We start from the raw sequence: 14,016 nt of genomic DNA, 5'->3' as shown, positions 1-14,016 counted from the left end.
CTCTTAGTTTGGTGATGATGGCGAAGGGGAACCACGCGTTCCCATCTCGAACACGACCGTTAAGCCCTTCAGCGCCAATGGTACTTGAACCGCAGGGTTCTGGGAGAGTAGGACGTCGCCAAGCACAGTGAAAATAACCTTTTTGGATAAATATCCGAAAAGGTTATTTTTTATTGATTATCTGCTTTACAGTTTGCATAAATGTAAAGCAGTCAGCCATCCTGTATACAATTGTCAAGCTGTAATGTTATGTATGTATCGTTGTTTTAAGGTTCTAACTTAAGGTAATTTAATGCAGCTCAACTTAATGCAATCCAACATAATTTAAGTTTAAACCGATATTTAAATTACCAATACTATTGCGAATAGCAGGAAGTATCTTTGTCATTGAGTTTTATAAAACCTTTGGAGGCATGTTTTTTAAGACGTAACAATATGTACAAACGAGGTAAAAAGATCCATAGATGAACGCATAACAGGCTTACCATATCCCGAGGTGCCCATGGATAAAAGCATCCAATAATCATGATCGTAACCCAAAATACTTGCATTTGAAGGCCGCTGAATCTCCTTAAACCTATATGATTGGTTGGGGCCAAGCCCAGCCACGGCAAGTGGAATCGAAATTGCCAATGCGTAAGCTGCCGTTTTTCTTTTAAAGTGATATGCAAGAAGATGAGCAGCGCGTGAAGTAGTGGAAGAAATGCTATTCCTAATAACATGGTATACGGGCGCAAAAGGATTAACTCCCAGGCAAGCATACTGATGAGTATACCCCAATAGATGAGATTGAGAATAGTGCTGTAATGTATTCTTTTGAGAAGTCGATAGTGGTATACGGTGGATTCTTTAGAAAACTCTTGTTTATTCACGATAGCTTCACGCGTCCATTTCATAGAATTCGATTTGAGCAGGCTTAACTTCTATAGTAGTTACGGAGTGTATGCATATTGCATTTATATATATCGGCTGCAACGAATCAAATGTTAAGGTTGGAACCTTGTATAAGCTATATTCATAATCATATAGTATCCTGAGTTTAAGTTAAGAGAATACGGACATACTGATAGAAAAGAAGAATAGAGGTGAGTCTGATGGGAAAAGTAATCAAGGATCTAGAGGAAGCCCAAGGCTGCATCATCTGTGGAGAGACCAAGGAACACGGTATCATGATTATATCCGAATTTATTTGCGAAGATTGCGAACATGAGATGGTACAAACGGACGTCATGGATGCCAAATACCCTTTTTTTATCCGTCAAATGAAGCGAATCTTTTACCAAAAAAACGCATAAGCTCTTGTCCATGTATACAAAGCTCTCTTTCGACGGTAAAACGTTGGAGAGAGCCTTTTTGTTTGTTACAATAGATCTATACTTTCACATGCCGACTGGAGAAACAACCCATGACAATAGATAAGCACAGAGCCCCGTTATATGAGAAATTAGTGGGTCATGCCGAACAATCCCATGTAAGCTTACACGTACCAGGGCATAAATCAGGGCAGGGCTTGGATCAGGCTGGTAGACCTTACTATGAATCTATAATGCGTCTGGATTTAACAGAAATATCAGGTCTGGATGATTTGCATCATCCTGAAGAAGCGATTTTGGAAGCACAGCGTTTGGCCGCAGATTGTTTTGGTGCGGAGGAAAGCTTTTTCCTCGTAAATGGAAGTACAGTGGGCAATTTGGCCATGATATTAAGCGTATGCCGCAGGGGGGACCTGCTATTGATCCAAAGGGATGCCCATAAGTCGGTCATCCACGGTCTTATGCTCGCTGGCGCACGTGCAGTGTTTGTGAGCCCAGAGATAGATCCGGTTACGGGAATGACACGTGGGCTGCGCCTGGAGGCTATACAGGAGGCTCTGGAGAAGTATCCCGAAGCAAAAGGGTTGCTGGTGACCCGCCCCAGCTATTACGGTATGGCGCTGCCGCTGCAACCTATCGCTCAGCTGCTTCACGATCATGGTAGACTGCTGCTTGTCGATGAAGCACACGGGGCACATTTTGGCCTCCACCCTGCGCTGCCCCCTTCTGCGCTAGCCTGTGGGGCTGATGCAGTAGTCCAGTCAACACACAAGCTGCTAACGGCCATGACCATGGGAGCGATGCTTCATGTACAGGGCGAGCTCATAGATCGACATGAATTAAAACGGTATTTGACCATGCTGCAAAGCTCCAGTCCGTCCTACCCGCTGATGGCCAGCCTGGACCTCAGCCGTAGACAGATGCATACAGAAGGAAGAGCATTGTTAGACAAAGCACTTGCTGTTGTTGGTAAATTTTACAAGGGCTTGGCATTGCTAAGTGATTTTACCTTGCTTGAGCCGATTACGGATAGCGAGATCAGCTGTAAAGACCCTTTTAAAGTGACGATCAAAGATTCAAACCATGAGTTAAGCGGTTTTGACCTGAAGGATAAGCTGGAGACGCAGGGGTGCTTTGTAGAGCTGGCTGATCCTCAAGCCGTCCTGCTCGTATTTAGTCTGGCATCGACAGAGCAGGATGTGCTCAAGGTGCTGAAGGCTCTCAAGGCTATAAGCCTGGCAAATAACGAGAAAATTGTAGGGGATAATAATATAGAAACATTACGCAGCTTTTCCTCTACAGTAATGCCCGGTTTATCCAAGCCTGTTTCTTTTGATGAATCCAACGTTCGTCAAAAAGGCACGATTCAGGTTGCACTGGAGGATGTGGAAGGGATGCATTCAGCTGAAATGGTAGTTCCTTATCCACCCGGTATCCCGGTACTATGTCCAGGAGAGCTGATTTCTGCTGAAGTACTGCGTTACTTAATGCAGCTGGTTGCTATGGGGGCAAGAATCCATGGGTTAATTGAGGGAGAGCAGCCCATGCTCTCGGTATTGAGCAGTGTCAAATCTTAAGTGGTGTGATATTTTATTCAAAATGTGAGGTAATCATAAGGCAAACGATATATAATAGAAGAAACAGCTTTAAATATGTGTTCGTAAGTCGCTTTTCAGCACTGAGAAGAACAAGTTTTCGTAGAAAACTTTTCGGAGGCGGTGAAAAGAAGGAACGCAACAGCTGTGATTATTAAGTATTGGAGTATACATCATGTATAAAGGATTGTTCATTACAACTGAGGGCTGTGAGGGCGCAGGGAAGACTTCGATCATTCATTTGCTCACCGATCATCTATCAGCTTTAGGTTATGAGGTCATGACGTCTCGTGAGCCGGGAGGCATTCAAATTGCCGAACAAATCAGGGCGGTCCTTCTGGATACACAGAATACAAGGATGGACGGACGCACCGAGGCCTTATTATACGCGGCAGCCAGAAGGCAGCATTTGGTTGAAAAAATTGTACCGGCTCTGCAGGCAGGTAAAGTTGTCATCTGTGATCGGTTTATTGACAGCAGCTTAGCCTATCAGGGTCATGCCAGAGGTTTGGGTATCGATGAAGTATTCGGTATCAACCGATTTGCGATTGATCAGATGGTACCCGATCTCACGATTTATTTGGACGTCTATCCGGAGGTTGGACTTAAGCGGATTCATGCTAATGAGGAAAGAGAAGTCAACAGACTCGATCTGGAGGAGCTCGCTTTTCATCAAAAAGTGCGTGAGGGCTATCTGATCCTGACGGAACGTTTTCCTGAAAGAATCGTGACGATAGATGCTAATGTAGAGATCGAGGCTGTTTTTAAGCAAGTGAAAGCGGCAATTACCGATTTTCTTCAAAAATAGTCCATTTATGCTCGTTTTCGATGGTTTTTAGCGTATTGCAGCACTTGGTATTGCAGGAATTGTACACATGGATGTCAAATTATTATAGTGTGGGAGAACATATTTCACGAGGAGGTTGATGCTAATGAAATTAGTTATTGCCGTTGTCCAGGATAAAGACAGCAATCGTCTTTCCAATGCGTTAATCAAGGAAGGGTTTCGCGCAACCAAATTGGCCAGTACAGGCGGTTTTTTGAGAGCAGGGAACACAACCTTTATGATCGGTATTGAAGACGAGCGCATTAGCGATGTGATGCAGGTGATTAAAGCCAATTGCAAGATTCGTGAGCAGATGGTTACTCCCGTGTCCCCTATGGGTGGAACGACCGATTCTTATATACCTTTCCCTGTAGAAGTACAGGTGGGCGGAGCTGCGGTGTTCGTGCTTCCGGTTGAACGATTCGAGCACTATTAAATGAAGGAAGAGTGGACGCGGAGTGAAAATTAATCCGGGCTGGCGACCTTTCGGTAAAGAAATTCAACGGATGGAAAATACAGCTTCCCAGCAGCTGCAGCAGAAGTCGTTCTCAGATATGATGCAGCAGCAAAATGAAGGAGCAAATCAGGAACAGCTTCAACGTATATTGCAGGAGATTCACATGCAGGGAGATCGTCTAAGCAAATCCATGACGGTACGTGAGCTGCGCCAGTATAAACTGCTCGTAATGAGGTTTTTGGAGGAAACGGTGCGTCGGGGTGTCCAATTGCGTGATACACGAGGCTGGGACCGACGTGGCCGCTCCAAACGTTACAAGCTGCTGGAGGAGGTTGATCAAGAGCTGCTGACGCTTGCTGATGATATGCTGGAGAGCGAGCAGGGACGGATCGATATTTTACACAAAATTGGCGAGATCCGGGGGATGCTGATCAACCTTGTTTTCTAAATCCTCAGGAATTGACCCGCAATTAAATATTATTGAGTAGGAAAGGATTTTACAGACCGAGATGTCTATTGAGTCCATAGCTGGGCAGGAACGCGTCAAACGCATATTGCAAAATAGTTTGCGTACGGATAAAGTGTCCCATGCCTATATCTTTACAGGTCAGCACGGAACAGGGCGTAGGCAGATGGCACTTGCTTTTGCTCAGGCATTGTATTGCAAGGTGCTTCCCGATGATGCCTGTGGTGAATGTCTGGACTGCCGCAAGGTGGAGCATGGTAATCACCCAGACCTTCATTGGGTAAAGCCTGACGGAGCATCGATCAAGATCGAGCAGATTCGTGAGCTGCAAAAGCAGTTTGCTTATCGTGCAGGAGCTTCCGGCTTAAAGATGTACGTGCTGGAGAATGCCGATACAATGACCGTGCAGGCAGCGAACAGTTTGCTGAAATTTTTGGAGGAACCAACCTCCCGGGTAGTGGCGATCTTGATTACGGATAATGGGCAAGCGCTGCTTCCTACCATTCGTTCCAGAGCGCAATGGGTGCCGTTTGCTCCACTCAGCCGGGTGTTGATGATAGAAGCGCTTCAAGCGGAGGGTCATCCATCCTATTTGATCCAACCGGCCGTTCGTTTGGCAGCAGGAACTGAAGCGGCGCGAGAGCTGATTCAAGGAAATGGGTTTGCAGAAATTAGAAGCCTAGTGATACAATTAGCGAGGGAGAGCTTGACTCGACTACCGACATCAATGCTGACTGCTCAACAGAAGCTGGCCAAATCGGAGCTTACCGATCAGCTTCCATTATTTATGGATATGCTCATTTTGTGGCTGAAGGATATGGTCCGGTTAAGTCTGGGTGATCACAATGAGCTTGTTTTTACAGATCAAACCGAATGGATGGGCGGACAAGCCTTGAGTTACGATATGAAGCACTGGGTCCGCTGCATGGAGCAGGCGATCGAGCTGCAAAAAAGGCTCCGTTTCCATGCAAACCCGCAGCTGGTGCTTGAAAAAATGTTGATGCACTTGAAGGGGGTGTAACATGTACTCGGTTGTAGGTGTACGCTTTAAAAAAGCTGGGAAAATTTATTATTTTGATCCCATCGATCTTCCGGTCGATAAAGATAGTGCTGTCATAGTTGAAACGGCTCGTGGCATTGAATATGGAAAAGTCGTTATCGGTAAACGCACGGTTAAAGAATCGGATGTAGTTTTGCCGCTAAAAAAAGTCATACGGATAGCGGATTATACGGATGCGCAGCTGGTGGAAGATAATAAATCGGCAGCCAAAAATGCATTCGCGCTCTGTCAGGAAAAAATCAAGGATCATCAGTTGAAAATGAAACTGGTTGATGTTGAATATACATTTGATCGTAACAAGATCATTTTTTACTTTACAGCTGAAGGAAGAGTGGATTTCCGGGAGCTGGTAAAGGATTTGGCTGGTGTGTTCCGTACACGAATTGAACTCAGGCAGATTGGTGTTCGTGATGAGGCCAAGATGCTGGGGGGAATTGGTCCATGCGGACGTATCTTATGCTGTTCTTCCTTTTTGGGTGATTTTGAGCCGGTCTCGATTAAAATGGCTAAAGATCAAAACTTGTCATTGAATCCAACGAAAATATCCGGGCTTTGCGGCCGGTTAATGTGCTGCTTGAAATATGAGCACGATAATTATGAGAGTGCCAAGGAAGATGTGCCGCGTGTGGGTAGTAATGTGATTACATCATTGGGCAGCGGACGTGTGGTTTCGCTGAACATGAACGAACGTACGGCAAAAATTCAAGTTTATGATTTGGGAAAAGTAATGGAGCTTTCTTTTGACGATGCGGTTGAGCAGCATTAATGGTAGTTCAAGTTCAAGCTTCCTTGAGGTGAACGCGTGGATAAAAGAAATGTATTTGTGCAAATAGAGCAGATTGAAGAACAAATGGGAACGATATACGGCGAGCTTGGTCAGATGAAGCGGCAAATAGTCGAGCTTCTTGAAGAAAATAAACGTCTGAGTATAGAAAATCAGCAGCTGCGCAAGCTGATGAAGATGGACACCTTACCGTCTGAGGTCATTGTGCCACAAACACCTATTACGCCGGCACAGGCCAAAGAGCTTACAGGGGAAGGTTATGACAACCTGTCTCGACTGTACCATGAAGGGTTCCATATATGTAATGTGTATTATGGGCATTTGCGGACAGAAGGGGATTGCTTGTTCTGCTTATCTTTTCTTAATAAATAATCAGCATCGAAATGCGCATGCGATGAAGTGATAAACTGCAAATAAAACCGCCGTAGGGGAGCAAGCTTCTCTACGGTTTTTTTAGAAAGAGGAACATTATGGAAAAAGTGTCTGTGCATGCCAGTGAGCGGGTTGATGATCTGCTTACGAATGATTTGAAAATTATTCAGAGTGATGAAGTATTCAGCTTTTCTCTGGATGCTGTATTACTGGGTCGCTTTTGCTATACGCCACCAAAAGGGCGAATGATCGATTTATGTACAGGCAATGGTGTGATCCCCTTACTGCTCAGTACGCGAACCAAAGCCTCGATCGTAGCCATCGAAATACAGGAAAGACTCGCAGATATGGCCAAGCGTAATGTGGAACTGAATGGGTTGGGGCAGCAAATCCGTATCATTCATGGTGATTTGAAGGATGCCTGCACCGAGCTGGGCCATGGGGCATTTGACGTTGTTACCGTCAATCCGCCATACTTGCCGATTCAGGACGGAGAGCAAAACAGGAACGAGCATTTTGCTGCAGCGCGGCATGAGGTGTTTTGTACGTTGGAGGACGTTGTCAGGGTCAGCAGTAAGCTCGTGCGTGCCGGAGGGCGAGTCGCGATGGTTCACCGACCAAGTCGTCTGGTAGAGATTTTTGGTATGATGCGCGCCTATAAGCTGGAGCCCAAGCGAATTCGCTTCGTTCATCCACGTGCCGGAGAAGAAGCCAACATGGTGTTAATTGAAGCGCATAAGGATGGCAAACCGGAGCTTAGGACATTGCCGCCGCTGCTGGTATATAAAAATAAGACGGAATATTGTGATGAGCTCATGGAGCTTTATTATGGCAAACGTGACGAACTAATCCAACAACCTGAAGACTGAAGAGGAAATTATAATGAATATTCAAAAAAGCTATGGACAAGACAATGGATTAGGCAAGCTGTACCTGGTAGGAACCCCGATCGGTAATTTGGAGGATATGACCTTCCGAGCCATTCGTATATTGGGAGAGGTGCAGTGGGTTGCTGCTGAGGATACACGACAGACGAGAAAGCTGATGACGCATTTCGACATCCCTACGAGGCTTGTCAGCTATCACGAGCATAATAAGCACGCCAGCGGGCCAGAATTGATTCGCTTGCTAAAAACAGGGGATTCTATTGCTCTGGTCAGTGATGCCGGTTTGCCGGCGATCTGTGATCCAGGATCGGAACTGGTGAGGCAAGCGATTGAAGCGGGTATTGATGTAATTCCGATACCGGGTGCCAATGCGGCTTTATCAGCTTTGATTGTTTCTGGATTGTCGACAGAGCGTTTTACGTTCCTGGGCTTCCTGCCCCGTGACAAAAAATCATTGCTTCAAGAGCTTGAGCTACTGCAGCCTAAAAAGGAAACCCTCATCTTGTATGAATCTCCGCATCGGATTGTTAAGACGCTTGAGGCCATGCTGAGCGTTTGGAACCCTGAACGGCAAGTGTGCTTAATGCGCGAGGTGACCAAGAAGTATGAGGAGGCTGTTAGAGGAACAATACGTGAATGCTGCAATTGGCTGAACGCAAACGAGCCCAAGGGTGAGTATTGCATCATAATTGAAGGCAGCACGGCCTCGGAGACAGCGTTGACTGTCGAGTGGTGGGAAACGTACACGATTAAGGCGCATGTAGAACATTATGAGTCGCAAGGCTCGGACCGCAAGGAAGCGATGAAACGAGCCGCCTCCGACCGTCAGATGCCCAAGCGAGAATTGTATAACTTCCTACATAAAGAAGAATGATTCGAATGGTTTAAAACCACTGAGAGTAGGCCTTTACGGAATCCGCCTCTTCCCAAAAAAAATCCCTGAGTCATAGTTGTCTATGATTCAGGGACAAGAGGAGATATGAAAAAGGTTAGAATTACCTAAGTAAGAATTGCTATCCTTATTATAAACTATTTTTCTTATTTTGTCACAGGTATTGGCATATCGGACAAACATTCGTGACAAATAATTTTACCTTTATAATAAGAAACATTTTCAGCATTGCCGCAAAAGATACAAGCGGGTTCATATTTTTTAAGCATGATGCGCTCGCCATCAACATAAATTTCCAAAGCGTCTTTTTCGCCGATACCCAAAGTTCTGCGAAGCTCGATAGGAATAACAACCCGGCCCAATTCATCGACCTTTCTAACAATACCAGTAGATTTTAACATGTTATAAGTCCCCTCTCAGAAAAAAATAATCGTCATTATTCGACATAATTCTTATTTTATATGATACCAACCATTCCCATAATAGTCAACCTCAACTTGTCGATTTTTGACAATCATAGTGTCGAATTTGTTTAAATTTAATTAAAAATACATTCAAAACAGCTAAATTTTTCTTTAATTAATTTATTAGAGGCTTTAGAAAGGCGATTTAACCAGCGAAATATAATAAGAAATTGGAAATATTAATATGATATTATTCGACAAAAAAGAAAGTTTTTTGTTTGTTTATGTCGAAAAATCGTAGGAAGTGCAGGTGAAGAAGAATGACACGGTCGCTTCAAGAAGAAAAAGTATTTAAGGACCCTGTACACAAATATATTTATGTCCAGGATCAGACGATTTGGGATTTGATTAATACCAAGGAATTTCAAAGGCTGCGCCGGATCAGGCAGCTTGGCACCTGCTTTGTGACTTTTCATGGGGCAGAGCACAGTCGGTTCTCACATTCGCTTGGCGTATATGAGGTGACTCGAAAAATCATCTCGCAATTTGAACGCAACCAGTATGAGGATTGGCCTCGAGAGGAACGGCTGCTCTCCTTATGCGCTGCTCTGCTTCACGATGTTGGTCACGGTCCGTTTTCACATTCCATCGAAAAGACATTTGGCACCCACCATGAGGATTGGTCCTGCAGGATCGTGCTTGGCGATACCGAGGTCAATCGTGTGCTTAAACAGGTGTCACCCACTTTTCCAGAGCAAGTTGCTGGTGTTATTTGCAAAACCTATCACAAGGAAATAGTCGTCAGCCTTGTATCCAGCCAGCTCGATGCCGATCGTATGGATTATTTGCTTCGGGACGCTTATTTTACAGGGGTCAATTATGGCACCTTTGATCTCGAACGTATTCTGAGAATCATTCGCCCCTTTCAAGGCCATATTGTTGTCAAGGAGAGCGGGATGCATGCCGTCGAAGATTATTTGATGTCACGTTATCAGATGTATTGGCAGGTTTACTTTCATCCGGTTACGCGAAGCGCTGAAATTATTTTGCAAAAGGTGTTCGGACGAGCCAAGCATCTCTATGAGGAAAATTACGAGTTCGCTTTTATGCTTCCGCCCCTATTAAGCTTATTCCGCAAAACGTTAACGGTGCAGGAGTACCATATGCTGGATGAGGCGTTCATGCAGACCGTGCTGGCACAATGGTCGACCGAAAAGGATCCGATTTTGTCGGATTTATGCTCACGGTTTTTAAACCGCCGCTTGTTTAAGTATGTGAGGCTGGAGCGGTTGGATATTAAACAATTGGAAAAATTACGAGTTGTTATGCAGAATGCGGGCATAGATCCGACATTTTATATGGAAATTGATTTTCCTTCGGATCTTTCGTATGATGTGTACCGTCCGGGTGAGCACGACGAAAACTTGCCGATATTATTGCTTGATCAGCATGACCAATTAACTGAAATATCGCAGAAATCAGAGATTATCCGTTCAATCAGCGGTATTCATAAAGGGCAATACCATTTATATTTCCCTGAGGAGCTGCTTCAGGTTGATCGCAGCACCATTCCGAACGAGCTCAGAAACCTGCTGGATGCGGAAGACTAACTTATCGAAGGAGCTATAACCATTATGCTAACCGACACGCATGTACATTTAAATGCGCCCCAGTTCGATGAAGATCGACACGAGGTCATACAGCGCGCATTAGAGAACGGAATCAGTCGAATGATCAATGTCGGATTTAATAGAGAAACCATTCCAAGCTCGATCGCTTTGGCCGAGCAATATGATTGCATATATTCGACTGTGGGCTGGCATCCACAGGATGCCAAGGATATGACACCTGAAGATCTGGAATGGATCGAGCAGCTGTGCAGTCATCCCAAGGTTGTCGCTATTGGGGAAATCGGACTGGATTATTATTGGGACACCTCACCCAAGGATGTGCAAGATCAGGTGTTCCGCCAACAAATCCGACTCGCCCGCAAGCTGGGTATGCCCATAGCCATTCATAACCGTGATGCTCATCATGATATTATTCAGGTGCTTCGTGAGGAAAAAGCAGCCGAGGTCGGAGGCGTGATGCATTGCTTCTCAGGCAGCTGGGAAACGGCGAAGCAGTGTCTGGATATGAACTTTTATATTTCCTTTGGAGGACCTGTAACGTTTAAAAATGCCAGGCAGCCCAAAGAAGTACTGGACAAGGTTCCTCTGGATCGATTATTGATCGAAACGGATGCTCCCTATTTGACGCCGCACCCTTACCGCGGCAAGCGAAATGAGACGGCTTATGTGAAATTAGTCGCAGAAACAGCTGCTCAAATTAAAGGCCTTACACTGGAGCAAATTGCACAAATTACTACTCAAAATGCCATTACATTATTCGATCTAAAATGAATCATTTACGGGTGTAGAGAGGCTTTATTTTTACTGCTCTAGAGGATAAAGCAAGGAAATATACGTAGGTATTATGAAAATGAGAGATAAATAGGGTTTTTATCGGTAAAAATCCAAATTATGACCTAATTCAATTGAAATTCACCGTTTTTTGCCCTGTTTGTATACTTTACAAGTTTGCACTAGAGAGCGTAAACTCAATATTAACTTAATACGATTACCAATTTTCCATTTTCGCTGAGTTTCCTAATGGGAAACGGGGGAACCAAAAAGTGATTTGCTGCTTGTATTCAATGGGGCAAAAGTCACAATTTCTGGGGTGAATCTTTCGGATAAAATCACGTGTTAACGTAAGTGATTCAATCCAAAGTAGGGCGACTCTCAAGTCCGAATCCGTCAGCTAACCTCGTAAGCGTTAAGAGAGAGGTAACGATTGTCGTGTACTTTATTTCACCGCGCCGGTGAAATAATATAAGAGTCACGGGAAGAGTCCTCTTCTCCGCTGACTTTTTTTGTGTTCTCCCGTCATTATAGCAGGGGTTCCGGAACAGGCCGACATCTTACACTTGGGAGGTGTTGAACGCACTCAGAAAGAACGATATGGAACGTAGATTGCAGCCCTTTAGTTTCTAGACAAACGCGCCTCGAACATGATCGGGAAAGCCGAAGCCGTTTATCCTCGTTTAACGAAAGCTTGCAAAACCTAAACCATAGTCGCGTCAGATGAATCATGTGATACACACGACGGCGGGGCTTTAAGGAGGACCGAATAAGTGGGAGCTATTGAGTATGAGCAACCCCATGTAAGACGATCATCCAGCATGTCCTTCGCATTGCGATGGAAGCATGAAAACTTGCGTTTGATTTCGATCGTTTCACTGATTTCAATCGCTATCGCTTTCATGTTTTTAATGATGTTATACGGCACAGCTACCAAGCGAGTATCTGTGGTTGTCAATGGACAAGAATCAATTGTGTATACAAAGCAATGGATTCTGCAACGTTTACTGGATGAACAGGGGATTTCTATTGGAGAGTATGATCGTCTCTCCGCATCACTGGATGCAAAGGTGAATACGGGCGACCGCATCGCCATTGACCATGCGAAACCGTTACAGCTTACAGCTGACGGAGAAGTAAAAACCTTCTACACAGTGGCCAAAACTGTTGGAAGTGCTTTGCAGGAGTTTCAAGTCTCCATTGGAGAACTGGATAAGGTGAGTCCGGCACTTGACACCGAATTATCTGAAACCGGTGTAGTTCAAATTGTCCGTGTTAAGAAAGAAAAGGAAGAGTTCTCGGAAAAGATAGCCTATGATGTTGAGAAGCAAAACGATGCACAGCTTCCCAAAGGCAAGGAACAGATTGTACAAGAGGGGCAAGAGGGCGTAATTGTAAAAACAAAAGAAAAGTTGTTTGAGGATGGAAAGCTGGTTTCAGAAGCTGTAGTCGATGAAAAGGTTCAGTCCGAGCGTGTTAACAAAATTGTGGCAATAGGTACGAAAAATCCGGTTACGGTTTTATCTGCGTCTTCTCCGAGCATTCAGGAATTATCCAAGAGTGGCTTGAAATTTAACGTAAAACAGGTTATAAATAATGTGACCCTGACTGCTTATTCAGCTGGTGTATCATCGACTGGCAAAAGCAGCGAGCACCCGCAATATGGGCTTACTGCGACAGGTACGAGAGTAATGGAAGGTCGAACGATTGCGGTGGATCCCACAGTGATTCCACTTGGCTGGTGGGTATATATAGACGGGCTTGGATTCCGCAGAGCAGAGGATATTGGTAGTGCAGTCAAGGGGAACAAAATCGATGTTTATTTTGATAGCAACGATTATGCGAACCGCTTTGGCATGAAGCGAGGAAATACTATCTATGTAATCGGACCAAACAAGCCAACGTCAGACTAACAGTCGGCAATTGGGGCAGACTCATCATATATAGAATTACAGGAAGAGAAGAGGAGTCCCTCTTCTTTTTTCTGCTTTGAAAGGTAAGGTGCAGGTGTGATTAAAGAAATGATTGTGGTGGAGGGGAAAGACGATACAACGGCTATCAAGCGCGCTGTCGATGCCGAAACGATCGAGACCGGAGGCTCTGCGATTAACAAGGATATTATCCGGCGAATCAAGCTGGCACAGCAGCGACGGGGAGTCATTGTATTTACCGATCCTGACCATGCGGGGGAACGAATTCGCAAGATCATTACGGCTCAGGTTCCGGGATGCAAGCATGCCTTTATAACGCGAGAGGATGCGACCAGCAAAGGTGACATCGGGGTAGAGAATGCATCAGTGGATACGATACGCAGAGCGCTTGAGAACGTGCGGACCGATTATGAAGTGGCGGAGTCGGATATTGCATTGGAGGACCTTATTGCAGCAGGTCTTATCGTTCATCCCCAAGCAGCGGCGAGACGTATGGAGATGGGCAAGCGGCTTGGTATAGGCTACTGCAACGGCAAACAGTTTTACAACCGCTGTCGGATGTTTCGTATTACACGTGAAGAATTTGCAGCTGCCTGGCAGCAACTTGAACAAGAAGAGGGCTGAAGG

At 45.0% G+C, this 14,016-nt stretch carries 16 protein-coding genes, 1 rRNA gene and 1 riboswitch; of the genes, 15 read left to right on the top strand and 2 right to left on the bottom strand.

From position 1 onward, the window contains the following. Nucleotides 1-7: 7 nt before the first annotated feature. Nucleotides 8-124 (top strand): 5S ribosomal RNA (gene rrf, locus LRL21_RS40750). 232 nt (nt 125-356) lie between these two features. Here rrf and LRL21_RS40745 read toward each other — a convergent pair. Beyond that, nucleotides 357-896 carry a hypothetical protein gene (locus tag LRL21_RS40745; RefSeq protein ID WP_240421511.1) on the bottom strand — a complete coding sequence of 180 codons (540 nt, stop codon included), beginning with the start codon at nt 894-896 and terminating at the stop codon, nt 357-359. 198 nt (nt 897-1,094) lie between these two features. On the opposite strand from LRL21_RS40745, the gene LRL21_RS40740 reads away from it, so the two are divergent. The 10 genes from LRL21_RS40740 to rsmI all read left to right on the top strand — a co-directional run bounded on the left by LRL21_RS40740 (nt 1,095) and on the right by rsmI (nt 8,634). Then, a complete protein-coding gene (locus LRL21_RS40740) occupies nt 1,095-1,295 on the top strand; it encodes a sigma factor G inhibitor Gin (RefSeq protein WP_240421510.1) in 201 nt (66 codons plus the stop codon). A gap of 110 nt (nt 1,296-1,405) precedes the next feature. Further along, entirely contained in the window at nt 1,406-2,890 is a 1,485-nt protein-coding gene (locus tag LRL21_RS40735) for an aminotransferase class I/II-fold pyridoxal phosphate-dependent enzyme (RefSeq protein ID WP_240421509.1), read from the top strand. 193 nt (nt 2,891-3,083) lie between these two features. Further along, nucleotides 3,084-3,716, top strand: coding sequence for a dTMP kinase (tmk, locus tag LRL21_RS40730; RefSeq protein WP_240421508.1), 633 nt, complete (start codon nt 3,084-3,086; stop codon nt 3,714-3,716). Nucleotides 3,717-3,840: 124 nt separating this feature from the next. Beyond that, the gene (locus LRL21_RS40725; RefSeq protein ID WP_076237259.1) at nt 3,841-4,170 is read left to right on the top strand and encodes a cyclic-di-AMP receptor; all 330 of its coding nucleotides are present in this window, start codon (nt 3,841-3,843) and stop codon (nt 4,168-4,170) included. 22 nt (nt 4,171-4,192) lie between these two features. Beyond that, nucleotides 4,193-4,639 carry a YaaR family protein gene (locus LRL21_RS40720; RefSeq protein ID WP_076237261.1) on the top strand — a complete coding sequence of 149 codons (447 nt, stop codon included), beginning with the start codon at nt 4,193-4,195 and terminating at the stop codon, nt 4,637-4,639. Nucleotides 4,640-4,700: 61 nt separating this feature from the next. Continuing rightward, entirely contained in the window at nt 4,701-5,678 is a 978-nt protein-coding gene (gene holB / locus LRL21_RS40715; RefSeq protein ID WP_240421507.1) for a DNA polymerase III subunit delta', read from the top strand. Nucleotide 5,679: 1 nt separating this feature from the next. Next, on the top strand, nt 5,680-6,483 hold the full coding sequence (locus tag LRL21_RS40710) for a PSP1 domain-containing protein (protein ID WP_076237265.1): 804 nt from the start codon (nt 5,680-5,682) through the stop codon (nt 6,481-6,483). Nucleotides 6,484-6,519: 36 nt separating this feature from the next. Continuing rightward, entirely contained in the window at nt 6,520-6,873 is a 354-nt protein-coding gene (gene yabA, locus LRL21_RS40705) for a DNA replication initiation control protein YabA (RefSeq protein ID WP_240421506.1), read from the top strand. Nucleotides 6,874-6,971: 98 nt separating this feature from the next. Continuing rightward, on the top strand, nt 6,972-7,742 hold the full coding sequence (locus tag LRL21_RS40700) for a tRNA1(Val) (adenine(37)-N6)-methyltransferase (protein ID WP_240421505.1): 771 nt from the start codon (nt 6,972-6,974) through the stop codon (nt 7,740-7,742). 13 nt (nt 7,743-7,755) lie between these two features. Next, nucleotides 7,756-8,634, top strand: a complete 879-nt coding sequence (gene rsmI / locus LRL21_RS40695; RefSeq protein WP_240421504.1) for a 16S rRNA (cytidine(1402)-2'-O)-methyltransferase — start codon at nt 7,756-7,758, stop codon at nt 8,632-8,634. A 164-nt stretch (nt 8,635-8,798) separates the two neighbouring features. Here the strand turns inward: rsmI and LRL21_RS40690 are convergent, their stop codons facing one another. Further along, a complete protein-coding gene (locus tag LRL21_RS40690) occupies nt 8,799-9,053 on the bottom strand; it encodes an AbrB/MazE/SpoVT family DNA-binding domain-containing protein (RefSeq protein ID WP_076237273.1) in 255 nt (84 codons plus the stop codon). 323 nt (nt 9,054-9,376) lie between these two features. Here LRL21_RS40690 and LRL21_RS40685 point away from each other — a divergent pair, with 323 nt between their 5' ends. From LRL21_RS40685 to rnmV, 4 genes are all read left to right on the top strand, one after another. Next, nucleotides 9,377-10,666 carry an HD domain-containing protein gene (locus tag LRL21_RS40685; protein ID WP_240421503.1) on the top strand — a complete coding sequence of 430 codons (1,290 nt, stop codon included), beginning with the start codon at nt 9,377-9,379 and terminating at the stop codon, nt 10,664-10,666. Nucleotides 10,667-10,690: 24 nt separating this feature from the next. Beyond that, complete coding sequence (locus tag LRL21_RS40680; protein ID WP_240421502.1) at nt 10,691-11,458, top strand: TatD family hydrolase; 768 nt, start codon at nt 10,691-10,693, stop codon at nt 11,456-11,458. 225 nt (nt 11,459-11,683) lie between these two features. Then, nucleotides 11,684-11,889, top strand: a riboswitch (cyclic di-AMP (ydaO/yuaA leader). 342 nt (nt 11,890-12,231) lie between these two features. Next, on the top strand, nt 12,232-13,371 hold the full coding sequence (locus LRL21_RS40675) for a ubiquitin-like domain-containing protein (protein WP_240421501.1): 1,140 nt from the start codon (nt 12,232-12,234) through the stop codon (nt 13,369-13,371). Between the two features lie 96 nt (nt 13,372-13,467). After that, complete coding sequence (gene rnmV, locus LRL21_RS40670; RefSeq protein WP_338044759.1) at nt 13,468-14,013, top strand: ribonuclease M5; 546 nt, start codon at nt 13,468-13,470, stop codon at nt 14,011-14,013. The last annotated feature ends 3 nt before the right edge of the window (nt 14,014-14,016 follow it).

Origin of the sequence: Paenibacillus periandrae (genome assembly GCF_022458865.1) — a bacterium.
Classification (GTDB): domain Bacteria; phylum Bacillota; class Bacilli; order Paenibacillales; family NBRC-103111; genus Paenibacillus_S; species Paenibacillus_S periandrae.
Note: the sequence above shows the minus strand (reverse complement) of the source record. Positions and strands in the feature narration are given on the sequence as shown.